This window comes from Rhizobium sp. 2MFCol3.1 (assembly GCF_000377565.1).
GTDB lineage: Bacteria > Pseudomonadota > Alphaproteobacteria > Rhizobiales > Rhizobiaceae > Rhizobium.
In genome coordinates this window covers 20492-45783 of sequence record NZ_KB898354.1, presented here as the reverse complement: position 1 = coordinate 45783, position 25292 = coordinate 20492, and the positions used below count along the sequence as shown (strand labels likewise).

21 protein-coding genes are annotated in these 25292 nt (G+C 62.0%); 10 read left to right on the top strand and 11 right to left on the bottom strand.

Features of this window, described 5'->3' with window-relative positions; genetic code table 11:
• The first annotated feature begins 21 nt into the window (after positions 1-21).
• The 6 genes from D460_RS0103030 to D460_RS0103005 all read left to right on the top strand — a co-directional run bounded on the left by D460_RS0103030 (position 22) and on the right by D460_RS0103005 (position 8470).
• Entirely contained in the window at positions 22-1104 is a 1083-nt protein-coding gene (locus tag D460_RS0103030) for an acyltransferase (protein ID WP_245267708.1), read from the top strand.
• A gap of 3 nt (positions 1105-1107) precedes the next feature.
• Positions 1108-1914 (top strand): glycoside hydrolase family 16 protein, encoded by an 807-nt coding sequence (locus D460_RS0103025; protein ID WP_018897025.1) that lies wholly within the window; start codon positions 1108-1110, stop codon positions 1912-1914.
• 1241 nt (positions 1915-3155) lie between these two features.
• Positions 3156-4154, top strand: a complete 999-nt coding sequence (locus tag D460_RS36320; RefSeq protein ID WP_026282735.1) for a glycosyltransferase family 2 protein — start codon at positions 3156-3158, stop codon at positions 4152-4154.
• Entirely contained in the window at positions 4151-5104 is a 954-nt protein-coding gene (locus D460_RS0103015) for a glycosyltransferase family 2 protein (RefSeq protein WP_051110762.1), read from the top strand. The genes D460_RS36320 and D460_RS0103015 overlap by 4 nt, the downstream gene beginning before the upstream one ends.
• The gene (locus D460_RS0103010; RefSeq protein WP_018897022.1) at positions 5101-6108 is read left to right on the top strand and encodes a glycosyltransferase family 2 protein; all 1008 of its coding nucleotides are present in this window, start codon (positions 5101-5103) and stop codon (positions 6106-6108) included. Before D460_RS0103015 ends, D460_RS0103010 begins: the two co-directional genes overlap by 4 nt.
• 4 nt (positions 6109-6112) lie before the next feature.
• Positions 6113-8470 (top strand): polysaccharide biosynthesis tyrosine autokinase, encoded by a 2358-nt coding sequence (locus D460_RS0103005; protein WP_018897021.1) that lies wholly within the window; start codon positions 6113-6115, stop codon positions 8468-8470.
• Here the strand turns inward: D460_RS0103005 and D460_RS0103000 are convergent, their stop codons facing one another.
• From D460_RS0103000 to D460_RS0102980, 5 genes are all read right to left on the bottom strand, one after another.
• Positions 8471-9208: a metallophosphoesterase gene (locus D460_RS0103000; RefSeq protein WP_018897020.1), complete on the bottom strand. Its 738-nt coding sequence runs from the start codon at positions 9206-9208 to the stop codon at positions 8471-8473. It lies immediately after the preceding gene.
• A 276-nt stretch (positions 9209-9484) separates the two neighbouring features.
• Positions 9485-9949, bottom strand: a complete 465-nt coding sequence (locus D460_RS0102995; RefSeq protein WP_018897019.1) for an Rrf2 family transcriptional regulator — start codon at positions 9947-9949, stop codon at positions 9485-9487.
• A gap of 113 nt (positions 9950-10062) precedes the next feature.
• Complete coding sequence (locus D460_RS0102990) at positions 10063-10329, bottom strand: hypothetical protein (protein WP_018897018.1); 267 nt, start codon at positions 10327-10329, stop codon at positions 10063-10065.
• A gap of 31 nt (positions 10330-10360) precedes the next feature.
• Entirely contained in the window at positions 10361-10537 is a 177-nt protein-coding gene (locus tag D460_RS0102985; protein ID WP_018897017.1) for a hypothetical protein, read from the bottom strand.
• 105 nt (positions 10538-10642) lie between these two features.
• The gene (locus D460_RS0102980; RefSeq protein ID WP_026282732.1) at positions 10643-12694 is read right to left on the bottom strand and encodes an NAD(+) synthase; all 2052 of its coding nucleotides are present in this window, start codon (positions 12692-12694) and stop codon (positions 10643-10645) included.
• Positions 12695-12963: 269 nt separating this feature from the next.
• Between D460_RS0102980 and D460_RS0102975 the strand changes: the two genes are divergently transcribed.
• Together D460_RS0102975 and D460_RS0102970 are read left to right on the top strand one after the other, a co-directional pair.
• Positions 12964-14052, top strand: a complete 1089-nt coding sequence (locus D460_RS0102975) for a hypothetical protein (protein ID WP_026282731.1) — start codon at positions 12964-12966, stop codon at positions 14050-14052.
• 342 nt (positions 14053-14394) lie between these two features.
• Positions 14395-15402 (top strand): porin, encoded by a 1008-nt coding sequence (locus tag D460_RS0102970; RefSeq protein ID WP_026282730.1) that lies wholly within the window; start codon positions 14395-14397, stop codon positions 15400-15402.
• Positions 15403-15565: 163 nt separating this feature from the next.
• Here D460_RS0102970 and D460_RS0102965 read toward each other — a convergent pair whose 3' ends face one another.
• A complete protein-coding gene (locus tag D460_RS0102965; protein ID WP_018897013.1) occupies positions 15566-16054 on the bottom strand; it encodes an Rrf2 family transcriptional regulator in 489 nt (162 codons plus the stop codon).
• A gap of 160 nt (positions 16055-16214) precedes the next feature.
• Entirely contained in the window at positions 16215-17243 is a 1029-nt protein-coding gene (locus D460_RS0102960; protein ID WP_026282729.1) for a CorA family divalent cation transporter, read from the bottom strand.
• 274 nt (positions 17244-17517) lie between these two features.
• Between D460_RS0102960 and D460_RS0102955 the strand changes: the two genes are divergently transcribed.
• Positions 17518-20079, top strand: coding sequence for an FAD-dependent oxidoreductase (locus D460_RS0102955; RefSeq protein WP_018897011.1), 2562 nt, complete (start codon positions 17518-17520; stop codon positions 20077-20079).
• A 356-nt stretch (positions 20080-20435) separates the two neighbouring features.
• Here the strand turns inward: D460_RS0102955 and D460_RS0102945 are convergent, their stop codons facing one another.
• The 3 genes from D460_RS0102945 to D460_RS0102935 are packed head-to-tail and all read right to left on the bottom strand — an operon-like array spanning position 20436 to position 24243.
• A complete protein-coding gene (locus D460_RS0102945) occupies positions 20436-21755 on the bottom strand; it encodes a cytochrome c (RefSeq protein ID WP_018897009.1) in 1320 nt (439 codons plus the stop codon).
• 11 nt (positions 21756-21766) lie between these two features.
• Entirely contained in the window at positions 21767-23536 is a 1770-nt protein-coding gene (locus D460_RS0102940; protein ID WP_018897008.1) for a GMC family oxidoreductase, read from the bottom strand.
• 5 nt (positions 23537-23541) lie between these two features.
• A complete protein-coding gene (locus tag D460_RS0102935; protein ID WP_018897007.1) occupies positions 23542-24243 on the bottom strand; it encodes a gluconate 2-dehydrogenase subunit 3 family protein in 702 nt (233 codons plus the stop codon).
• Between D460_RS0102935 and D460_RS36650 the strand changes: the two genes are divergently transcribed.
• Positions 24242-24505: a hypothetical protein gene (locus tag D460_RS36650; RefSeq protein WP_155947662.1), complete on the top strand. Its 264-nt coding sequence runs from the start codon at positions 24242-24244 to the stop codon at positions 24503-24505. The two genes, D460_RS0102935 and D460_RS36650, sit on opposite strands and share 2 nt — an antisense overlap.
• A 56-nt stretch (positions 24506-24561) precedes the next feature.
• Here the strand turns inward: D460_RS36650 and msrA are convergent, their stop codons facing one another.
• Positions 24562-25206, bottom strand: a complete 645-nt coding sequence (gene msrA, locus D460_RS0102930) for a peptide-methionine (S)-S-oxide reductase MsrA (RefSeq protein WP_245267711.1) — start codon at positions 25204-25206, stop codon at positions 24562-24564.
• Between the last annotated feature and the right edge of the window lie 86 nt (positions 25207-25292).

Here is a 25292-nt window from a genome sequence, read left to right as displayed (position 1 = left end):
GTGTCCTCACGGATCAACCTGATGCGGATTGTGCTCATTTCGGGCATCGTCTTCGTACACATACCATTCAGCGACCAGACCAGTCCCTTCGTCGGGACCTACGGCGCCTTCGATTGGCTGAGAGTATTCCTGGCGGAAGCGCTGTTCAGGGTGGGCGTGCCCTGCCTGAGTGCGATTTCCGGCTATCTCCTGTTCCGTGGCGGCTTGGAGAATTTCAGCTACCTGAAAACGGTGCGCACGAAATCCAAGACCGTGCTGCTGCCATTCCTGTTGTGGAACGGGCTGTTCTTCCTGGCGATCCTGGTGGCGCTCGGCGTCGGCCTCGGCGACGGATACGTGCCGAACCCGTGGCAGGCCTCGGCGCGCGAGTTGATGACCCAGCTGTTTGCGGTCGAAGACTTCCCGGTCAACGTGCCGCTCTATTTCCTGCGCGACCTCTTTGTCTGCATCCTGCTGTCGCCGCTGCTGGCATGGCTGATCCGCCATGCGCCGCTGCTCACGCTGTCGGTGCTGCTCGTGGTCGCCGTGGTGCCGGAGGCGTCGCTCTATGTCGTCTTGAAGCGCTCGATCCTCTTCTCGTTCAGCCTCGGCATCTATATCGGCCTGAACAAGATCGACCTGAAGGCGCTCGACCGCTTCGCCACGCTTGGCGCAGTCCTCCTGCTCGCCAGTTGCGCAGCGCTTGCCACCGTCATCTACATGACCGGACCGAGCCTGCCGGATTGGGTCCAGTTCCTGCGCAACACGCTCGCCATCTTCGGCGCGCTCGGCTTCTGGCTCCTGTCGGCGCCGCTGATCGAGACATCGATCGGCCAGCGCCTGTCGAAAACCGGCAGCCTGAGTTTCTGGATCTTCTGTGGCCACTATCCGCTGCTGATCTTCATGTGGATCGTCTGGGGTAAAGCCGGCGTCAGCTTCTACCCGGCCTTCTTCCTGCTGTCGCTGGCGGTCCTGTTCCCGTTCCTGGCCTTCTCGAACAACCTCTGCCGCAAGATCGCCCCTCGCCTCTACGCCGTCATGACCGGCGCACGGGCCAAGAAGCCGTATGACAAGCCGGTTTCCGCGGGCGCGGCTCCTTCCAAACTCGCTACACAGCAAAGGTGACACATGACGACCAAAATCGCCCATGCGCGAAAACTTTGCCCCACACTCGGCATCATCGGCACGCTCCTCATCGGCGCCTCCCCGGCTTTCGCCCAGCAGGCAGCCCAGCAACCGAGTGCCCCCTCTTTCGTCGAGAACTTCGATAAGCTCGACCGCAGCGTCTGGTACATCTCCGACGGCTGGAACAACGGCCCGCATCAGAACTGCACATGGTCGAAAAACCAGGTGAAGGTCGAAGGTGGCGCGCTGCAGCTCTCCTTCGCCGAGGGTCAGTCGAAGGACCGCAGCTACCTCTGCGGCGAGATCCAGACCAAGAAGCGCTTCGGCTACGGCACCTACGAGGCGCGCATGAAGGCGGGCACCGGTTCCGGCCTGAACTCCGCCTTCTTCACCTATATCGGCCCGGCCGACAAGCAGCCGCACGACGAGATCGACTTCGAGGTCCTCGGCAAGAATTCCGGCCAGGTGCAGGTCAACCAGTACATCAAGGCCAAGGGCGGCAACGAGAAGCTGGTTCCGATCGGCGCCAATGCCGATGACGGCTTCAACGACTACGCCTTCGTCTGGGAGCCCGGCCGGCTGCGCTATTATCTGAACGGCAAGCTCGTCCAGGATGTCACCGATCCCTCCAAGATCCCGGATAGCCAGCAGAAGATCTTCTTCAGCCTCTGGGGCACCGACACGCTGAAGGACTGGATGGGCAAGTTCGCCTACACCAAGCCGACATCGCTGGAGGTTGAGCGCTTCGCCTACACGGCCCCCGGCGACAAGTGCCAGTTCCCTGAATCGATCGCATGCACGCTGAACTGATCGGCGCCGAAGGCGCACAAATGACAAGGAGTGCCATGCTCAAAGTCTTGTATCTCGTGCATGATCTGGCGGATCCCGCCGTCCGGCGGCGGGTGCTGATGCTGCGCGAGGGCGGCGCGGAGGTAACGCTGGCCGGCTTCCGCCGCGGCGAAAACCGCCTCGCCGAAGTGCACGGCATCACGCCGATCGAGCTTGGCCGCACCGCCGACGCCAAATTCGCGCAGCGCATCGGCGCTGTCGTAAAGGCCGTGAGCGGACTGAAGAACCTGCTGAAGACGGTCGAGAGGCCCGATGTCATCATCGGCCGCAACCTCGAGGCGCTTGCTGTCGCCGATCGCGCCAATGCGATGTTCGGCGGCGATGTGCCCGTCGTCTACGAATGCCTCGACATTCACCGGCTGCTCTCGCGCAACGACATGGTCGGAAAGATCATGCGCGGCGCCGAAGCCCGTTTCGGCCGCAACGCGCAGCTGATCATGACGAGCTCGCCCGCCTTCATCGAACATCACTTCGCGCCGCGCTCCGGCATCAAGGCCGAAACGCTGCTCGTCGAAAACAAGGTCATATCGATCGACCAGACGGTCCAGCCGACCATCGCCCGCCCGCTGAAGCAGCCCGGCCAGCCGTGGAAAATCGGCTGGTTCGGCGCGCTGCGCTGCAAGAAATCGCTGACCATGCTCGCCGAGTTCTCGCGCCTGATGGAAGGCCGCGTTGAGATCGTGCTGCGCGGCCGCCCCGCCTATTCCGAATTCGAGGATTTCGACGGCTTCGTCGCCAGCGAGCCCTATCTCCGCTTCGAAGGCCCGTACAAGAACCCCGAGGATTTGAGGGCGATCTATGACGACGTCCACTTCTCCTGGGCGATCGATTTCTTCGAGGAAGGCCTGAATTCCAGCTGGCTTCTGCCGAACCGACTCTACGAAGGCTGCCTCTACGGCACCGTTCCGATCGCGCTCGAAGGCACGCAGACCGCGCGCTTCCTGCGTGAAAAATCAATCGGCCTTGCCCTTCCGGATGCAAGCCCGGCAGCGCTGCGCACGCTGTTCGAAACCATGACCGGCGAGCGCTACCATGCGCTGAGCGACGCCATCGCCTTGACTGATCAGAAAATCTGGCTCGCCGACCGCAGCGACTGCGAAGCGCTCGTCGCCAGCCTTTCCCGCCTTGTGCCTGCTGCCGTCGAGAGGGGCGACAGCAGTGCATCCGCACCGAAAACCGTATCTCCAGAAGGGTGGACAACCATGCAGCCTGATGCCAGTTCCAGCGTCTCCAGTCTCATAATCATCCCCTGCTTGAACGAAGAAAAGCACATCGAGCCGCTGCTCGCCAAACTGAGCCGCGAAATCGATCACATGAACGCCAAGATCGTCGTCGCCGACGGCGGCAGCAAGGATGCAACGCGCGAGATCGTCGCGCGCATCAGCATGTCTGATCCACGCATCGTGCTGCTTGACAATCCCCGCCGCCTGCAGAGCGCCGCCACCAATCTGGCGGTCGCCACCTTCGGCCGCGACTACGATTATCTCATCCGCATCGATGCCCATGGCGATTATCCGGACGATTATTGCCGCCGCCTCGTCGAGGAAGCTGTCGCCACCCAGGCCGATTCCGTGGTCGTATCGATGGAAACGGTCGGCTTCGGCATGTTCCAGAAGGCCACCGCTTTTGCCCAGAACTCCAAGCTCGGCAATGGCGGCTCGAAGCATCGCGAGGGCGCCAAGGGTCATTGGACCAACCACGGCCACCACGCTCTGATGCGCATCGCCGCCTTCGAGGCCGTCGGCGGCTACGACGAGACCTTCAGCCACAATGAAGACGCCGAGCTCGACTACCGCCTGAAAAAGGCCGGCTTCGGCATCTGGATGACCGACAAGACCCGCATGGTCTATTACCCGCGCTCCAGCGTCGCCACGCTGTTCCGGCAGTATCTCGGCTATGGCCGCGGTCGCGCCAAGAACATCCTGAAGCATGGCAGCATGCCGAATGTTCGCCAGATGCTGCCGCTCCTGGTCGTTCCCGTCTTCATCGGCGCATTCCTCGCCGTGGTGAACTGGGCCGCCGTCATACCGTTCAGCCTGTGGGCAGTCGCCTGCGTCGGCTACGGCTTCTGGATGGCGATCGGCCAGCGCAACCCCTACGGCCCGCTGGCTGCCGTGTCGGCCATGGTCATGCACTTCGCCTGGTCGGCCGGCTTCTGGATGGAACTCCTCAGCTTCCGCGGCAGAAAGGTGGCGTCGTGAACCAGCCCCCCGAGCAGACAAAGAAACAGCAGACGAGACAATTGCAGATCGACATCGGCATCTGCACCTATCGCCGCGCATCGCTAGACGAAGCGCTGCTGTCGCTGGCCGTCCTCGAGGTCCCTCCCGGCTCGCGCCTGCGCATCATCGTCGCCGATAACGACAAGACGCCGAGCGCCAGGGAGCGCGTCGAGGCGCTTCGTCCGCGCATCGCCCACGAAATCGCCTATGTGCATTGCCCGGCATCGAACATCTCGATCGCCCGCAACGCCTGCCTCGACAACGCTACCGGCGACTTCCTGGCTTTCATCGACGACGACGAAGATGCCAGCGAGGATTGGCTGGTCGAGCTCCTCTCGACCGCCCGCGCCACCAAGGCGGACGCCGTTCTCGGCCCCGTCCGCAGCGTCTACGCGGACACAGCACCGCGCTGGATGCGGGTCGGCGACTTCCATTCGACGCTTCCCGTATGGGTCAACGGCGAAATCCGCACTGGCTATACCTGCAACGTGCTTCTGCGCCTCTCCTCGCAGAGCCTTGCCGGCCGCCGCTTCAATCTGGCGCTCGGCCATACGGGCGGTGAAGACACGGAATTCTTCAGCCACATGCATGAAGCCGGCGGCAAGATCGCCTTTGCCGAGAAGGCCTATGTCTACGAGCCCGTGACCGAAAACCGCGCTGAGCTCTCCTGGCTCGCCAAGCGCCGCTTCCGCTTCGGTCAGACCCATGGGCGGCTGCTGCAGGAAGCCGGCACAGGCCTCAACCGGCCGAAGCAGATCGTGCTCGCCGCGGCAAAGGCCGGCTTCTGCTACGCCGCCGCCCTCGCCTGCGTCTTCTCGGCCGTGCCGCGCTACCGCTACGCCCTTCGCGGCATCATGCATTCCGGCGTCGTCAGCGGCCTGCTCGGCGTGCGCGAAATCCGCCAGTACGGAACGGCGGAGGCCGCATGAAGCAAGACATGCCCGACGTCAGCTTTATCATCGCCGCGTACAATGCGGCGGCGACGCTCGGAAAGGCGATCGACAGCGCGCTTGCCCAGCGCGGCGTCACGGTCGAGGTGATCGTCGCCGACGATTGTTCGGCCGATGAAACCAGGGCGATCGCCGAAAGCTATGCCGACCGCAACGTCCGCCTGATCGCGCTCGCTCGCAACGGCGGCCCGTCCGCCGCGCGCAACGCCGCGATCTCGGCCGCCACCGGACGCTGGCTGGCGGTGCTCGATTCCGACGACACGGTCGACCCCGACCGGCTGCGCCGGATGATATCACGCGCCGAAAAGGCCGGCGCCGAAATCGCCGTCGATAACCTGCGTGTCATCAGGACCGACGGCACGCCGGCCGAAACCATGTTCGCCGAGGATGCGCTGGCGCAAATGCCGACGCTCACCCTTTCCGCCTTCATTCGCTCCAACGCCCTTTTTCAAACAACTCATAATTTCGGTTATCTCAAGCCGATCTTTCAGCGCGCCTTCATCGAAAGCCATGCCCTTCGCTTCGACGAGAGCCTGAAGATCGGCGAGGACTATCTCTATCTCGCCAGCGCCATGGCGCTCGGCGGGCGCTGCGTTTTCGAACCGCTTACCGGTTACGACTACAATATACGCGAAGGATCGATCTCCCGCGTTCTTTCGCTTCACCACATCGACGCCATGATCGAAGGAGATAAGACCTTCCTTCGCAATCACACGCTGGATGCGGAAGCAGCCGCCGCCCAGGATTTCCGGGCAAAAAGCCTGCTTCGGGGAAGAGCCTTCCTCGTTCTCGTCCAGAATATCAAAGACCGGTCGATCCTCGGAACGATCAGGACAGCCTGGGGCACCCCATCCGCTGTCGGGCATCTCAGCATGCCCATCGCAGCACGGGCCAACCGCGTTATCGCGTCGCTCCGCAAACTGATTGGCCCGCAGGCCGACCTCACAGCCATCGATGGCACGACCCGTTCCCGCAAAGGATAGAGCCATGAACCAACGGAACCTCACCTTGCACAGCTCTCTGCCAAAAGCGCCCGACGACTCCGATTCCTTCATCGACATCGATCGCCTTATCGCGATCCTGATGCGCCGCGTCGGCTCGATCGCGCTCTGCGTCGGGGTGACAGTGACGCTGGCGGTGATCTATCTTTTGTTCTCCACGTCGCAATATACGTCGATGACGCAAATCCTGCTCGATGACAGCATGACCAAGTACGCGCAGGACGCCACGCCGGTGGCAAACTCCCAGCAGGTCGACATGCAGATCGCCAGCGCGGTCGAAATCCTGAAGTCCAATCAGCTCGCTCTGCGCGTCGTCGATGCCGAGAACCTGCAGGACAACGCCACGATCCTCGATCCGCCCGCCTCCCCTGTTGGCCTGATCAAGTCGGGCGTCAAGCTGCTCGCCAGCGCCGTCCTTCCCGGCCGTCCTCCGGTTTCCGAAGACGACGCCCGCGCCGGCCGCCGCCAGAAGGCAGCCGCCCTCATTCAGGAAGCCGTCGCCGTCTCGCGCGTCAACCGAAGCGCGGTTCTCGCTGTCTCGTTCCGCTCGACCGACAAGCTGCTCGCCGCCCGCATCACCAAGGCCTACGCCACCGCTTATCTGAGCGACCAGCTGAACGCGAACTTCGACGCCACCGAAAGCGCCTCCGTCTGGCTGCAGCAGCGCCTGACCGACCTGCGCGAACGTTCGCAGCAGGCAGCGCTTGAGGCCGCGAATTTCAAGGCGAAGAACGGCCTGACATCGGCCAATGGCGAGCTCATGTCCGAACAGCAGCTGGCCGATCTCACCAAGCAGCTGATCGTCGCCCAGTCGGACGCGGCCAGCACCTCGGCCCGCTACAACCAGTTCAAGCAGATCATCGATCTCGGCCCCGAGGGCGCGGTCAACAACGCGGCGATCTCGTCCGGCCAGGCCAACAACTCCGTCATCCAGGATCTGCGCACGCGCTACATCAATGTCAGCAAGCGTGAGCAGGAAGTCACGACGAATTTCGGCGCCGATCATCCGCAGGCGGTCGCACTCCGCTCTGAAAAGGAAGATTTGACCCGCCAGATCTTCCAGGAACTGCAGCAGCTGGCCTCGAACGCCCGCAACGAATTCGAGGTTGCCCGCTCGCGTGAAGCATCGCTTCGCCAGAACATCGATCACCTCACCGGCAAGAACTCGGAAGCCGACAAGTCCATCGTTCAGCTGAACGATCTCGAACAGCGCGCATCTGCACTGAAGACGCTCTACGAATCCTACCTCGGCAAGTATGAAGAGGCCTCGCAGCAGCAGTCCTTCCCGATCGCCAAGGCCCGCGTGATCTCCGAAGCCGGCATCCCGGTCTCGCCGTCCAGCCCGAAGCGGACAATGACGCTTGGTCTCGCCATCGTTCTCGGCCTGATGGCCGGCGGCGGCCTGGTCGTGTTCCAGGAATTCCGCGAACGCTTCTTCCGCGTCGAGGGCGATGTCCGCACCATTCTCGGCCTGAAGTTCCTCGGCTACCTGCCGCTGGTCGGCAAGCCGCCGCGCGAACGCAAGATCTTCCGAAACCCGAGCCAGCTCGCCTCAGAGCCCGGAGATCCCGTTGGTGACGACGGCGCGACCTTCGAGCGTATCATGCGTGTCGTTCTCGAAGCGCCGCGCTCGGTCTTCGCCGAGACGCTGCGCAACGCCAAGCTCGCCAGCGACGTCATGTTCCAGGGCCGCTCCGACCGCGTCATCGGCGTCGTCTCGGCGATGCCGGGCGAAGGCAAGTCGACGACGGCCGCCAACTTCGCGGCACTGCTCGCCTCAAGCGGCAAGCGCACGCTCCTTATCGACGCCGACCTTCGCAATCCGGGCCTCACCCGCATGTTGAAGACGCCGCCGCAGCATGGCCTTGTCGAAGCCGTTCTGGGTGAAATCCCGTGGGCCGGCGCCGTTAAGGTCGACCCGACCACCAAGCTCGCAATCCTGCCCGTCATTTCGAACGACAACCTGATGCACACCAGCGAACTGCTGGCCTCGCAGGGCATGTTCAACCTGATGGAAGCCGCCCGCAAGATGTTCGACTACATCGTCGTTGACCTTGCGCCGCTCGGCCCCGTCATCGACGCCAAGGCCTTCGCGCCGCAGGTCGACGGCTTCCTGTTCGTGACCGAATGGGGTGCGACGCCGACCAACCTGGTGCGCGATGTCCTGAACGCCGAGCCGCAGATCAAGTCGAAGATCCTCGGTGTGATCCTCAACAAGACCGACATGGCCGAACTCGGCAAGTTCACCAACTTCGGCGGCACCGAGCGTTACCGCCACAAATACACGAGCTACTACACCGAAGAGACGCCGAAGATGCGGGAAACCGCGGAAGCGGATGCCTGATTACGTCGAGAACAGGCGCACCTCGCCCTGCCATAACCGCGCGACAGTCAACCTGTCGCTGCGGTAGGCGCCGGTGTCGAGGTTGAGCCGCATCTCCTGCACGTCGGGCTGATCAACCGGCGTGTGTCCGTGCACGACGAGCTTCGGCAGCGGCAGATCGCTTTCGAAGAAGCGATGGCGGATGAAGACCAGATCGTCATCCTGCTGATTGTCGATCGACCGCGCCGGATCGATGCCGGCATGCACGAACAGCACCGCCGGCGTATCGATCATGATCGGCAGCGAGCGCAGGAAGTCGATATGCGCCTTCGGCAGAGAATCGCGGATAAAGGCATCGCGCTTCGAAGCGGTGCGGAATAGCCCCGGCATCTGGTTGGGATCGATACCGTAGGAATGCAGCAGCGCATCCGCACCGGTCATCATCCAGCTGTCGTACGACATCTTGCCGTCGATATAGTCGAGCATCATCATTTCATGATTGCCCGTCAGGCTGATGCGATCGAAATCCTCCGGCACCGGCTGCATCAGGTACGAAATCACCTGCGCCGAAGCCGGCCCGCGATCGATATAGTCACCGAGCGTGATGATGAGCTTGCGCCCCGGCAGACGCGATGCATCGTCGAAAATCGCCTGCTCGGCCTGTCGCAAGAGATCGAGCCTGCCGTGAATGTCCCCAATCGCGTAGATCGGCATATCGCCGGGATCGAGCTGGAGCCGTGTGCGAGGGTTCGACGGCATATGGTACCTCATGCTGCATAATGTCATGGGTCGCGGAGGCTGCGCCTTTCATCAGGCAGCGGCAAACACGACCCAAGACAGCGCCCACGCGGGCAATGGAATGTCAGTAACACTCTTATTTCTTAAAAAACACGCGCTATCTTCGCGCAGCCACCCCGCGAAGACCATCCCCTCACCATATAGTGAGTATCCTATGAATCGACAGCCCGGTCATGGGACAGGTCTCTCACGGCCGAAATCATCGGAGATGCTGGTGTAGATACGAAACGCCGTCGCTCAGGCGACCGACATCGGCACCGTCTCGTCGCTCCCGGTCCATTTGTTGTTGCCGGATGCGACGAACTGCTCGAGCGTCATGTTGTCGAGAATATCGGCAATCGCGTCGCGCACATCGGTCATCGACCGGCGCACCTGACAGGTCTCGGGATCGGAACAGTCGTCGCAGGCTTCGAACGCGGTGCGGCTCGCGCAGCGGATGGGTGCCAGCGGACCGTCCAGCGTACGGATCACATGGCCGATGCGGATTTCGGACGCCGGCCGCGACAGCGAATAGCCACCGCCAGGCCCCTTCTTCGAGCGAAGGATGCCGACATTGCGCAGTTCGAGGAGGATGGTGTCGAGGAACTTCTTCGGAATATTGTTGCGTGCCGCCACATCGTTGATGAACGCGGTTTCGCCCGGTGCGAGCCGTGCGAGATCAACCAATGCCTTCAGGCCGTACTTTCCTTTTTTCGTCAGCATTCCGACTACCTTACGCTCCTCACGTGATCTCCTATCCGGCAGGCAATAGCGCTGAATCCGCGAAGAGACAACAAATGACATCGTTTATAGAGTATATATGGCGAAGTGTTGCCCTACGGCCCCTCGGAAGACGGCCTATCTACGGCTGGCGGCGACGTCGCGGCACCTGGATTGGGGCCATCGCTCTTGAAAACGGCAAAAGCGAGCGCAATCATCGCGATCACGAAGGCGCCCGCACCGATCAGCGCCCATACCGAAAGCCTGCGGCCTTCGCTGAGCATCCGCTCTTCCCTGTCATCCAAACGACCGGGCTTGTCAGCGGCCTTATCCGCCGATCCGTGATCGCGGTGGTCGTTCAGGCGATCGTCATGATCCGCCATGCCCTATCTCCAGCGGGTTCTGCGCCGGTGGTCAGATCAACGGATCACGACCCTGCGCGATGCTCCGGTTGAGCTCGTCGGCGATATCGCGCGCGTCCTCCCTGGAAAGCCCGATCAGGTCGCGCCCATTGCTTGCCGCCGGCAGCGCGGTCATCGAATCCACGACCGTCCACCGCCCCGAGGGCTCGCGCCGGATCTCGTAACGCAACGGTTCGTCAGGACCATCACACTCCACGAGCATCTACCTCCGTAAGCTATGCTCTCTTATGTGTGCCATCGGCACGCTTCGGCAAGGATGCCGCCGCCAACTCCCTCAGTTCGCGACGTCAGGAACGTTGGCCTTCAGCTCCTTGATCCAGATCCGCGCATTGCCATCCGACGGCGCGCGCCAGTCTCCGCGCGGCGAAAGCGAGCCGCCCGACGTGACCTTCGGCCCGTTCGGCGAGGCCGAGCGCTTGAACTGGCTGATCGTGAAGAAGCGGAAGAGAAACGTTTCCATCCACTTCTTGATGACGGGGAGATCGAAGGCGCGGCGCTTGTCCTCGGGGAAATGCGGCGGCCAGACACCGGCGTCGACATCCTTCCAGGCGGAATAAGCGAGGAAAGCCACCTTCGAGGGACGCAGCCCGAACCGGGTTGTGTAAAACAGCGCGAAGTCGTGCAGATCGTAGGGACCGATCTTGTCTTCCGTGCTCTGCATCACCCCGTTCTCGTCGGCCGGCACCAGCTCGGGCGAGATCAGCGTGCCCAGAATGCGCTCCAGCGTCGCCTTCGCGTCGGCGTCGAAATCGCCGGTGCGGATCACCCAGCGGATGAGGTGCTGGATCAGCGTCTTCGGCACCGAGGCGTTGACATTATAATGGCTCATCTGGTCGCCGACCCCATAGGTCGACCACCCCAGACCGATTTCCGACAGGTCGCCCGTTCCCAGCACCAGCGCGTTGCGCTGGTTGGCCGCGCGGAACAGGAAGTCGGTGCGCAGGCCGGCCTGCACGTTCTCGAAGGTCACGTCATAGACCGGCTGTCCGCCGGAGAACGGATGCTTGAGGTCGCGTAGCAGCTGCAGCGCCAGCGGCTTGATGTCGATCTCTTCCGCCGTCACCCCGATGCTGCGCATCAGCGCCCAGGCATTCGACTTCGTTTCATCACCGGTGGCAAAGCCCGGCATGGTGAAGCATAAGATATCGGAGCGCGGCCAGCCGAGCTTGTCGTATGCCCGCGCCGCCACCAGAAGCGCATGCGTCGAATCAAGCCCGCCCGAAATCCCCAGGCAAAGCCGCTTGATCCCCGTCGAGCGCAGACGCTTCATCAAGCCCTGCACCTGAATGTTGAAGGTCTCGTAGCAATCCTGATCCAGCCGGCTTTCATCGGCTGGCACGAACGGGAAGCGCGCGACATCACGCTCCAGCCCGATATCGCCCTGCGGCGCCTGGAACTGGAAGCCGATGCGCCGAAACGCGCGATCCGGCGTCAGATTGAGCGTCGCGGCATCGTTGAAGGTTCCGGTGCGCAAGCGCTCCAGCCGCAGCCGCTCGACATCGATATCGGCAACGCACATCTGCGACGTCATCGGGAAACGCTCGGTCTCTGATAGCATCGAGCCAAGCTCGTAGATGCAGGCCTGTCCATCCCACGCCAGATCCGTCGTCGATTCCCCCGGCCCCGCGGCCGAATAGATGTAGGCCGACAGGCTGCGCGACGATTGCGAAGCGCAGAGCAGCTTGCGGGTTTCCGCCTTGCCGACGGTGATGTTGCTGGCCGACAGGTTGGTGAGGATGAGCGCGCCGCCGAGCGCGCCGAAATCGCTCGGCGCGGCGGGCGCCCAGAGATCCTCGCAGATCTCGATATGGAACGTAAAATCGGGCCGATCCTCAGCTGCGAAGATCATGTCGGTACCGAACGGCACGCTCTCGCCGGCGACCCGGATCGTCTGGCCCCGCACCGTCCGCCCGGAGGCAAACCAGCGCTTCTCGTAGAATTCGCGATAATTGGGCAGATGCGTTTTCGGCACGACCCCGAGGATGCGGCCAGCGTGAATGGCGACGGCGCAGTTATAAAGCCGGCCCTCGTGCTGCAACGGCGCGCCGATCAGCAGAACCGGGGTCAGTGCCGCGCTGGCGGCGACGATCTCGGCGATCGCAGTGTCCACTGCCTTCAGAAGCGCGTCCTGTCCAAGAAGGTCATCGATCGAGTAGCCCGATATGCCGAGCTCTGGAAACACCATCAGGCCGACGCCCTGCTGATGGCCCTGCCGCGCCATATCCAGCGTCGCCTTCGAATTGAAATCAGGATCGCCGACCTCGCAGATCGGCGTGCAAGCCGCCACGCGGACAAATCCCTGATCATAGACCGAATAGAAATTCACGAATGCCTCCAGCAGCCAAGCGCTTCGCAAGGATCATTACATCCAAATGCGGCAGCGCAAAACCGCATATCCTCGCAATGCTGCCCCCTGTCGGGCTCATTCTTGCAAACTTCTGGAACATGTCTCAACCGGAATTTTACCTGAAGTTGCACGCATCGCGAATATATCGCGATCATCGGTGAAAAATTACAAAACTGTCATAAAACCATGAGGTCAGCGCCCTATAGCGACCGCGCGCGCCCTTCGGTTTTTCACCAACAGAGTTCTGAATGCCAAACCTCGCTTCCGTCCACGCTGGACTGCTCCGGGAAACTGTGCCCGGTGAGCGGCGCGTGGCGTTGACGCCCGAGGATGTCGACCACCTCTCAGCGCGCTTTTCGATCCGCTTCGAGCACGGCTGCGGCGCTGCGGCTGGCTACGAGGATGAAGCCTATGTCGCCGCCGGTGCGCGACCGGCGAGCCGTGAGACCATTGCGCGCGAGTGCAATCTTTTCATCGGCATCCGCAAGCCGCTGGACGCGCGCAGCTTCGCCGGATCCCCAACCCTGATCTTCCTCGGCTCCCCGCTCGACGCCGACGAGCCGGCAGGCCGCGGCCTCATGCTCGATCTCGCGCGCCTTGAAGGCGCGGCCGATGCCGGCAGCATGGATGTGGCGACACGACAGGCGACCATCTGCGGCCATGCAGCGGTTCTCGAAGGCGCCCGCCAACTCGGTGTCGGCCACCCGATGCTTGTCATGGATGGCGCCCTTGCACGCCCGGTCAAGATGGCGGCACTGGGCACGGGCGCCGCCGCCCTTCAGGCGATCGCCACCGCCAGGCGTCTCGGCGCCCAGACCTATCTCTTCAGTGTCACCGACAACGATCGCAAACGGGCCGAGGCATTGGGCGCGAAATTCGTGGCGATCGATTCGGCACTGGAACGCGCAAGCGCTGTGACATCAGACATTCTCGTCGCCGCCAGCCGCAAGCAGCTTGCCGGCCAACTTCGGGAAATGCAGCTGATCGTCTCCAGTGTCGGCGGCTCGACCGGGCGCGCACCTGTTTTGATCGACGACGCATCGCTATCGCTCCTGACGGCGGGCACCGTTATCATCGATCTTGAGGCAGCCGCCGGTGGCAATTGCGCGATGACCAAGGTAGACGAAATCGTCGCCCATAACGGCATCAGCATTCTCGGAAAAACTACTTTAGCGAGTGCCGATGCGCACCAGTCGAGCTTCCTGTTTAGCGAAGGCGTTCGCAAGCTGCTGGAGCGCCTGACGACGCCGGACGGCCGTCTTCATTTCGACCTTAAAGACCAACTGACCCGTCACCTGATTGGCGAGCGATTCGCTGGCGTGAGTGCTGCATCATGACCGAAGGACAACCGTAATTCGGCAATAATATTGCATTGCAGCACGATAAGCGTGCATAAGCATTTCGCCATATAGTATTGAGATAGCTTGATTATCAGGATCGGGCTGCTGATGAACCGTGTTCATCGTCGCGAAAGTTGCCTTTCTGCAACACCGTCTTTTTGCATCGCAAATATAACGAATTATGACTGTATCTGTAATTGATACATTTAAGCCGAAATGTAATTTGCCGGTCACGGAGACATCACGTCCCCGTGAGGGCTTGTTTTGAAATTGGGGTAGGTAGAAGCCGTTTTCGGCAGCAATGACCTGTGCCCAATCCTAAATAGATTGGACTCAACTATGACTATTCGTATGATGCTCATCAGCTCGGCAGCGGCTCTCGCCGCCGTCTCGGGCGCCCAGGCTGCAGACGCTATCGTCGCTGCTGAACCGGAAGCTGTAGAATACGTTCGCGTTTGCGACGCTTACGGCACCGGCTACTTCTACATCCCAGGCACGGAAACCTGCCTCAAGGTCGGCGGTTACCTCCGTTTTGAAGTCTACGGCGGCCCGAACCAGAAGGGTACCTCGGACTGGAACGCTCGTACGCGCGCCCAGGTTCAGTTCACCGCCAAGAGCGACACCGAGTACGGCCCGCTGACCGGCGTTATCGTTCTCCGTAACAACGGCGACAACTCTTCGACGACCACGACGCTCGACTCCGCTTACATCGACATCGCTGGCCTGCGCGCTGGTCTGTTCTATGGTTGGTGGGACGATGGTCTCTCCGGCGAAACCGACGACATCGGCTCCTCCGTTACCCTGCGCAACTCCATTCGTTACCAGTACGAAACCAGCGACTTCTACGCTGGTATCGCAATCGACGAACTGGAAGACGGCTACTACAAGCCGGGCGAAACCGCCAACAACTTCGGCGTTGCCGCGGCTATCGGTGGTAAGGCTGGTGCCTTCACGTACCAGATCACTGGCGGTTACGACACCGACAACGAAGAAGGTGCAGTTCGCGCCATGGGTACCGTTGCAATCGGTCCTGGCACGCTCGGCCTCGCTGGCGTTTACTCGTCTGGCCCGAACTCCTACTACAACAAGTCTGAGTGGGCAGTTGCTGTCGAGTACGCCATCAAGGCAACCGACAAGCTGAAGATCACCCCGGCATTCCAGTACTACGGTAACTACGGCATCGTCGCTGGCGACTTCAACAAGAACAACGACGCTTGGAAGGCCGGCCTCACGGTCGATTACCAGATCGTTGACAACCTCTACGCCAAGGCAACCGTGGACTACACGGACGCTGACAACGCAGACAGCGTAACCAAGGGCTTCTTCCGCCTGCAGCGCGCATTCTAATAAACTTCGGGCGCCACTCTTCAATCACGCCGGATCCTCTGATCCGGCGTGAGCGAGGAATGGCGCCCGAATCAGGTGTTTCTGATCAGATTGACCTCCGATCAGTTTACGGAAGGTGGTTCGGTTTCCCTGCTGAGCCACCTTTTGCTATTGGTTGAATGGATTATTCCGCGGCGTCACGCCGATCGGCCACAGGTGTATCGGCGGCATCAAGCTTGTGCCGCTCGACATCGAGGCGACGCAGCTCCGCGACGCTATCCTCGACTGTCACCGCTCCCAGCATATCGACAACCGCCTGCTCCGCCCGGTCGCAGAGATATTCGGAGAGATCGCCGATATTCTCGCCCACCAGACCCGCATGCGGGATTTCGTGGCGCGTCGCCCAGAGCTTCCTGCTTCCCGTCACCGCAGCATAAATCTCGCTGAGCAGGATTTCCTTGCTCGGCCGCGCCAGCCTGATCCCGCCCTTGCTCCCCGCTGCCGAAACGAGAATGCCGCTCTCCGTCAGCGGCGGCAGCAGCTTGCGCACGAAGCTCGCATTCGTGTCGAGCCCCACCGCAAGCGATTGGCTCGTCGAGCGCACGTCGGCCTCGTCGTTGACGGCAACGCTGACAACGATCTGCATCGCCGTGGAAAAACGCGTATCGATCATGCTGATCTTCAGCCTTGGTTGAAGGCAACAGGTGGCGGGGACACGGATTGACTGAGCCACACCCTGCAGCGGTAGAGGAAGTGATATTTCCCCTGAAATTGCATTGTCAATGAAGCCGATCCTAAATCACGCTTGTTTGATATCCGGCTACCACTCTTAGCTAAAGCCAGCCGATCCGCCTGAGCGCCCACAGCGTCGCAATCGACGTGATCGTCACGAAGCCGACGATGACGATGAACGCCCACGTGTCGTTGACCCCGGGTATCCCGCCGACATTCATCCCGAACAGCCCGGCCACCACGCTGGGCGGCAAAAGCAGCGCTGCAAGAGCCGCCAACCGGTTGGAATTGCGGGCGATGCGCTCGCTGATCACGGTCGACAAGTCGTCGTGCAGAATGCCAGTGCGGTCGCGGATGGCGTCGAGATATTCGATGAAGCGCATCAGCTTGTCGATCACTTCGCGTAACCTGAGCTTGTCGCGCTCGAGCAGCCATGGCGCGTCGTCGTGCTCGATGCGGTTCAGCGCGTCGCGCTGCGGCGCCAGATAGCGGCGCAGCTGCACGGAACGGCGGCGCAAGAGCTTCAGCCGCTCGCGTACTTCGCTCGCCTCGCCGTGAAAGATCATCTCGTCGAGCTCGTCGACCTCCTCGTCCATTCCGTCGAGAACCGGCTCGAGATCGCGCACCAGCTTCTCGCCGATCAGCGCCAGGAGATCGCCGCTGCGCTGCGGCCCCTTGCCCTTCTCCAGCGCCGCCCTGATATCGCGAAGCGCGGTGATGTAATGCCCGCTATCTCGAAGCGAAACGACGCGGTTGCCATCGACCCACAGATGCAGAGGCACGAGATCAAGCCCCGAATGCGGCTCCTCGGCCTCATCCGGCGCGGTGGCGCAAACGCCGCGCAGGATGATCAGAAGCCCGTCATCAACAGGCTCCACACGCGGCCGCGTCTCCTCCTCCAGCAGCGCTTCCGCCACGAAGCTATCGAAACCGCCCTTGGCGTTCACCCATTCGGCGGCCGCCGGATGATCGCGCTCCAGGTGCAGCCAGATCACGCCATCGCCCGGCTTCCAGGCGCAGACATCATCCATGTCGATCTGCCTGCAGCCGCCTCGCCCATCAAGGAGCAGCGCGAAGCGTATCCCTGGTTCGACACCGTAGCTTGCCATCGGCGCACTCGCAGTCTTCATTGCCGGTCCTTGCCCGCGGGGGTGGCGGAAATAGAGCCAACTCTCTGAATATTAGGGGGGATTCTAACATGTCGCGGAAACGACGCAACACCAGCCTTGCCCCGTGGCGCGGGTCGGGTCCATAAGACCGCGAAAGCCCGCGCCGCCCGCGCCCGTCATCCACAAGCCACATGGCTCTGGTCGTGCAGTTTGATAATTATGTCGTAGACAGGCTCTACACGTCGCGTTTCTATCCCTAAAATCCGATCTCAATATTCAATCAGGGTCGCACTCAATGGCAGAGTTTCCTAAGCAGGCTAAGGTCGTCATCATCGGTCTCGGCGGCATCGTCGGCGCATCCATCGCCCATCACCTGATCGAGCGCGGATGGGACGACATCGTCGGCATCGACAAGTCGGGTATCCCGACCGATATCGGCTCGACCGCCCACGCCTCGGACTTCTGTTACACCACGTCGCACGACTATCTCTCGGTCTGGACCACCCAGTATTCGATCGATTTCTACGAGAAGATGGGCCACTACTCCCGCATCGGCGGTCTTGAAGTGGCGCGTACCGGCGACGATGCCTGGATGGAAGAGATCAAGCGCAAGCTGAGCTCAGCCAAGGCCTTCGGCACCCGGGCGCATTACGTCTCGCCCACTGAGATCAAGGAAATGTTCCCGCTGATCGAGGAAGACCAGGTCCAGGGCGGCATGTTCGATCCCGACGCCGGCCTCGTCATTCCGCGCTCGCAGACCGTTGCCGGCAAGCTGGTCGATGCCGCCGAGAAATCCGGCAAGCTCAAGATGTTCGGCAACACGCCGGCCCAGTCGCTGATCGTCGAAGGCGGTCGCATCAAGGGCGTCGTCACCCATCGCGGCACCATCATGGCCGATCACGTCATCGTCTGCGCCGGCCTCTGGGGCCGCCTGATCGCGGAAATGGTCGGCGAGGACCTGCCGGTCATGCCGGTCGATCACCCCCTCACCTTCTTCGGCCCCTATAACGAGTTCGAAGGCACGGGCAAGGAAATCGGCTACCCGCTGCTCCGCGACCAGGGCAACTCCGCCTATATGCGCGACACCGGCGACCCGAAGACCACCGAAGGCGGCCAGATCGAGTGGGGCTATTACGAGACCACCAATCCGCGCATGTGCCACCCGCGCGAGCTTCTCGAAAAGCACGAGGCGCGCCTGTCGCCCTCGCAGCGCGACCTCGAAATGGAGCAGATCCTCGAGCCCCTCGAAAAGGCCATGGAGCTGACCCCGATCCTCGGCGAGCTCGGCTATAACGAAGGCCACTCCTTCAACGGCCTCTTGCAGGTCTCCGCCGCCGGAGGCCCCTCCTGCGGCGAGAGCCAGAAGGTGCGCGGTCTCTGGTACTGCGTCGCCATCTGGGTCAAGGACGGCCCGGGCTACGGCAAGCTGATCGCCGACTGGATGACCGACGGCCGCACCGAGATCGACCACAACTCGATCGACTATTCGCGCTTCTACCCGCACCAGCTGACCGAAGACTTCATCGCCGGCCGCTGCTACGAAGCCGCCCAGAAGATCTACTTCCCCGCCGTCCACACCCGCGAACCCTACGCCTCGGGCCGCAACGCCAAGCGCTCGCCCTTCTACGAGCGCGAAAAGGAACTCGGCGGCTACTTCATGGAGCTCGGCGGCTGGGAGCGTGCGCATGGCTACAAGGCCAACGAGCACCTGCTGGAGAAATACGCCGACCGCGTTCCCGTGCGCGAAAACGAATGGGACAACCGCCACTTCTGGCGCGTCTCCAATGCCGAGCATCTGGCGATGAGCGAGGATTGCGGCATCGTCAACCTCAGCCACTTCCACATGGTCGACCTCGAAGGCCCCGATCATGTCGAGCTCCTGGAATGGCTCTGCGCCGCCAAGATCGGCGGTGACGCCAACATCGGCAAGGGCATCTACACCCACTTCCTCGACGATGAGGGCATGGTCCGCGCCGACTTCACCGTCATCCGCATGGCCGACCGCTGCCGCCTCATCAACGGCGCCGATGCCGGCCCGCGCGACTTCCACTACATGAAGCGCGTGGCAGAAGATCGCGGCCTCGACGTCACCATCACCGACGTCTCGGAAAAGTTCATCACGATCGGCATCTGGGGCCCGAATGCCCGCGACACGCTGAAGAAGGTGGTCGCCGATCCGGCAGCGCTCGATCCCGAAAACTTCGCCTTCGCGGCCATCAAGCCGATCGAGATCGCGGGCAAGACGGTCACCGCCTTCCGCATCTCCTATGTCGGCGAACAGGGCTGGGAACTGCACATGAAGTACGAGGATGGCCTCGCCGTTTGGGACGCGCTGCGCGCCACCGGCGTCATGCCCTTCGGCGTCGAGACCTACGCCAACTCGCGCCGCATGGAAAAATCGCTGCGCCTGCAGAACGGCGACCTGCTCACCCAGTACAATCTGCTGGAAGCCGATCTCGCCCGCCCGAAGGTCAAGGAAGCCGATTTCCGCGGCAAGGCCAAGCACCTGGAATACAAGGCCCGCGAACACCAGCCGGCGATGCTCTGCACCCTCGTCATGACCGAAAACACCGACAGCAAGGGCGTCAAGCGCTACCCCGTCGGCTCCATGCCGGTCATGGACCCGGAAACCGGCAAGTCGCTGGTCGATAGCCTCGGCCGCATCTCCTACACCACCTCGGTCGCCTACGGCCCGACGGTCGGCAAGAACATCGCGCTCGCCTACCTCCCGCGGGAATACTGCCAGGTCGGCCGCAAGCTGAATGTCGAGTATTTCGCCGAGACCTATCCGGTCGAAGTGGTCAGCGTCGGCTACAAGCCGATCTACGACCCCGAGAACCTGAAGCCCCGCACCTGATTTCAGGCCCCGGCTCCGAAAGTCCGAAACAAAACGGCCCGCGGGACCTCGCCGGCGGGCCGTTTTGTCGTGATGAGGGCTCTCATGCGATGACCACCGGCCACACCATACTCCACCTCATTCCTGTGCTTGTCACAGGAATCCAGCCAGCCCAAGTCCTTGGGCTGAAAGAGCTTTCTCGCGCCGCAGACGCGGCGCCGCTGGATCCCGGCACAAGGCCGGGATGAGGGAATGATAGAGCTGAGGCCGGCCATCGGCACAAAAGCAAAACAGCCCGCGGGATCTCTCCCGCGGGCTGTTTCATGTCCAGTCTCATGGAAAAACCGGCAGCACTCTCGCGCTGCCGGCCTCTTGTCTCAGTGCTTCTCGCCGCGAACGGCGGTCACGTCGGCAGCCGAAACAGTGGCGGCCTTGTTGTGCCAGCCGTCGCGCAGGAAGGTCGCGAGTGCGGCGACTTCGTCATCCGACAGGCGGTTTTCGTAGCCCTGCATGCGCAGCTTCATCGGGCGATCCGGCGTCGACGGCAGTTCGGCGCCGTGCAGGATCACGCTGATCAGGCCCTTGGGCGACTTGGCGTCAACGAGCGAGTTGCCATCGAGCGCCGGGAAGGTCTCGCCGGCACCCTTGCCGCTCACCATGTGGCAGGCAGCGCAGTTGTCGATGTAGAGACGCGGGCCGAGCGGCATGTCGGGCTTGGCGTCCGAAAGCAGCGTTTCGGTTGCCGTCACCTCTGCCTTCTCCGGCTGTGCGGCCGAAGCCGAACCACCCGCGCTACCGATCTTCTTCAGATAGGTGGCGATCGCGAGGTTGTCGTCGTGGCTCATGTACTGCAGCGAGTCGCGAACGACGAGCATCATTTCGCCGGTTGCCGACGAGTGAGCGTTGCGGGCGGTCGAGAGATAGGCGGCCAGCTGCTCAGTGCTCCACGTCTGCGGACCGCTTGCCGGGCCGCGAAGATCAGGGGCCGTGAAGCCATCGATCTCGCCGCCGGAAAGGAAGGCCTTCGACGAATTGTCGATGCCGTCCTGCGCCATGAACAGGTTGCGCGGGCTGTGGCAGGCGGCACAGTGGCCGGCGCCTTCAACGAGATACTTGCCGCGGTTGAACTGCTCGTCCTCGCCTTGCTCCGGCTTGAAGCCGGCCGCGTAGCTGGCAGCCAGCCAGTTCCAGGCGCGCAGGCCAAAGCGCATGTTGAACGGGAAGGAAAGCTTGGTTTCCTCGACCTTGTTCGAGACAGGCTCGACCTCATGCATGAAGTAGTCGTAGAGCGCCACGACGTCTTCTTCCGACAGCTTGCGGTAGTTCTCGTACGGCATGGCCGGATAGAGATGTGTACCGTTTGGCGTCACGCCGTCGTAGAGGGCAGCGCGGAAATCGGCGAGCGTCCAGTTGCCGATGCCGGTGTCCTTGTCGGGCGTGATGTTGGTGGTCCAGATCGTGCCCATCGGGCTCTGGATGGCGCGACCGCCGGCGAAGGGCTTGCCGCCTTCGCTGGTGTGGCAGGCCATGCAGTCGCCGGCGCGCATGACATATTCACCCTGCCCCTTGGCCGGCTTGAAGTCGGCTGCGAGCTGGGTGACCGGGCCGGTACGCTGCACCGGCACGAAGATGAAGGCAACAAGGGCGATGACACCCAGAACGACGAGCGTTCCGATGATGCGGAGAAAGGTTTTCATCTCTGTTCTCCTTATGCCAGCGGCCGCGGGTTGGGCAGGTAATCCTTGCGGATGTGATGCGCCGCCCAGTAGGCCAGACCGCCGACCATGCCGGTCGGGTTGTACTGCGTGTTCTGCGGGAAGACGTTGGCACCCATGACGAAGACGTTATGGCAATCCCAGGACTGCAGATAACGGTTGAGGACCGAGGTCTTCGGATCGTCGCCGGTGACCGTGCCGCCGGTGTTGTGGGTGGTCTGGTAAGGACGGACGTCGAACATGGCGCCTTCCTTCTTGAAACCTTCCTGCAGCGTCGTCGGGTTCATCGACTTGGCCAGCGGCTCCATCTTCGACTTCATGAACTGCGTCTGGCGGATCTCGTTGTCGTGCCAGTTATAGGTCATGCGCAGCATCGGACGGCCGTGGCGGTCCTTGTAGGTCGGGTCGAGATCGAGATAATGGCCACGATAGGACATGACAGAGCCGTGGGCGCCGATGTTCATCGCATGGCCGTACCATTCGCCGATGCCCTTCTTCCAGCCTGCACCCCAGCTTGGCGTGCCCGCAGGAAGCGGCATGGTGTGGCCCGGCTGACCATTGGTCTGGCCGGCACGCCAGTAGGCGCCGCCGATAAAGCCTTCCTTGGCGAAGTCGATATTGTCGATGCCGAAATCGTCGATGCAGAAGCCGTTGGCGCCGGTACCGATGAACGGGTTGAATTCCTCGTCCTTGAAGAACAGCGTGTAGCCGCCGGTGATCTGGTAGGCATAGTTACGGCCGACGACACCTTCATTGGTGACCGGGTCGTAAGGCTTGCCGATGCCGGAGACGAGCATCAGGTGCACGTTGTTCAGCGCAAAGGCGGTCAGGATGACCAGATCGGCCGGCTGGAAGACTTCTTCGCCGGTCTTGTGGTCGAAATAGGTAACGCCGGTTGCGGTCTTGCCGTCTTCCGCCTTTTCGACGCGTAGCACTTCCGAATTGACGCGGTATTCAAAGTTCTTCTTGCGCTTCAGGGCATCGATGATGGCCGTCTGCGGCGAGGACTTCGAATAGTTGTAGCAGCCGTAGCGCTCGCAGAAACCGCAATGGTTACACGGGCCCATCTGCATGTTGTATTCGTTGACGTAATCCTTGGAGGCAATGCCGCCAGGGCTCGGGAACGGGTGATAGCCCGCAGCCTTCGCCGCGTCGCGGAACTTCACGCCGTCCCAGGTCGACGGCATGGCCGGCATCGGATAGTCGTTGGAGCGAGGCGCCTCGAACGGGTTGCCACCCTCGACGATCTTGCCGTTGACGTTGCCGGCCTGGCCGGAAATGCCCGCGACCTTCTCGAAGCGATCGAAATGCGGCTCGAGCTCTTCGTAGGTCATCGGATAGTCCTGGATCGTCATGTCCTCGGTCATGACGCCTGCGCCGAATTTCTCGGTCACGTAGGACTTCAGGCGGTATTCCGACTGCATCGGACGCCAGTTGAGGCCGTTCCAGTGCGTGCCGGCGCCGCCGACACCGGTGCCGAGCAGGAAGGTGCCGAGGCTGCGGTAAGGCAGCGCGGTCTCATCCAGCGAACGGCGAATGGTGACGGTCGTGTTCGCCGGCTTTTCCATCATGCCGTAGCGAATGCCGTATTTCAGCTCGTCGATCATGTTCGGGTACTGGAAGTCGGGAACGGTCGCCTGGTCGTGACCGCGCTCCAGCGCCAGAACCTCAAGGCCTTCATTGGCAAGCTCGATGCCCATGATCGCGCCGGTCCAGCCGAAGCCGACGAGAACGACGTCTTTTTTCTTTTCTGTGCGTGCCATGATCGTTAGCCCCTTTCGCCGGAGATCGAGACGGGGCCAAGCGGATACTTGACGTTATGCTTTCCAACCCACTCCTTGTAGGAGCCGCGCGCGCCCGGAAAGCCGATATACTTCCAGGCAGCCATGCCATGGTTGCCGCCATACATCGGGTCGGAGAAGTAGCCTTCCTTGGTGTTGGCGAGCAGAATGCCGAAGAACTCGCGCAATTCAGGCTTGATCTTCATCTCGTCCTTCTGGAGCGAGGTGAGCGCCTTGTCCTGCGTTTCCGCGTCGAGTTCGGCGAAGATCTTGCCGTGGGTGGTCTTGCACCATTCGTCGAACAGCGGGATCGCCTGCTGGTAGATCTCCAGCGGGTTGAGCGGGGTCTGCCAGCCGCGCAGCGGGCTCGCCGCCGGCTCATAGGGGCCGACCATGTACCAGTCCGACGCCTTGCCGTAATCGCCGGCGAGCTGCTTGTCGATGAAAACGGGAACGCGCGTCTCGATCGCGCCGGGGCCATCGCCCTCCGACGGAATCAGCCTGGCGACCGCTGCCATGACGAAGGCCCACTCCGTGGGCTTAAGACAGTCCGGCTTGTATTCGGTGAGCGCGACGGGTTCGGGTTTCTGTTCGGCTTTCGCTCCAACGGCGATACCGGCAATAGCCGCAGTCGCCGCGGAAGCTTTCAGGAAGCTTCTGCGGGACGGCAGGCCCGGGAGGTCTCTCATGATTGGCTCCTTTGTGGCTGTGGGAGGCAGCCACCGAGTGTTGCTGAAGCGTCAATTCAGCGCAGGGCAATGTGACGCTAGCGCCGTACGCCTGCTTGCCTCAGGTGACAAGCGCCCCGAGGTGAAAACTGGTTCCATTTTAGATGAAAGCGAGAACTATTTTGCACATGTGCAAACTTTGGCGCGATATTTAGCGCGTAAAATTCGGCATTTCTGGAATTTTCTACTCAGGTATAATGAGTTGACCAGATTGCACGGTTGAACGCAAAACGCCCGCTCGAAACCGGGCGGGCGTTTGTCATGCGATACGGATGGCGTTCAGTTCGAACCGGAGGCCGCCACCAGAACCGGCTTTTCGCTGTAATCCCTCGGGAACAGCTGCTTCAGCGCGGCGACCTTCGGCAGATCGTTGATGACGATATAAGGGTAGGTTGGATTGTTCGTCAGGAAGTCCTGATGATACCCCTCCGCGGGATAGAAGCTCTTGCCCGGCTCGATCTTGGTGACGATGGCCGCGTCGAAAACCCGTGCCTGGTTCAGCTGGCCGATATAGGCCTTGGCGACCTTTGCCTGCTCGTCATTGGCGGGGAAGATTGCCGAGCGATACTGCGTGCCGGTATCCGGCCCCTGGCGGTTCAGCTGCGTCGGATCGTGCGCGACGGAAAAGTAGATCTGCAGCAGCCTGCCGTAGCTGACCTTGCTCGGATCGAACACGACCTTGACGGACTCTGCATGACCGGTATCGCCGCCGCTGACCGTTTCGTACTGCGCGGTATTCTTGGAGCCGCCGGCATAGCCCGACATGGCGCTCTTCACCCCGTTCACGTGCTGGAACACACCCTGCACGCCCCAGAAGCAACCGCCGGCAAAGGTCGCCGTCTCGCTGCCACCAGCGGCCGGCTCGTCCATGACAGGTGCCGGAATGACACGCGCCTCTTCGGCGGATGACGGCGTGAAATACATCGCCAGACCCGCGGCCAGCACGCCCGCCGCACCAAAGGCGACGATGCGCATCGAGCGCCGTGTGCTCGAACCCTTATGATCAGTCA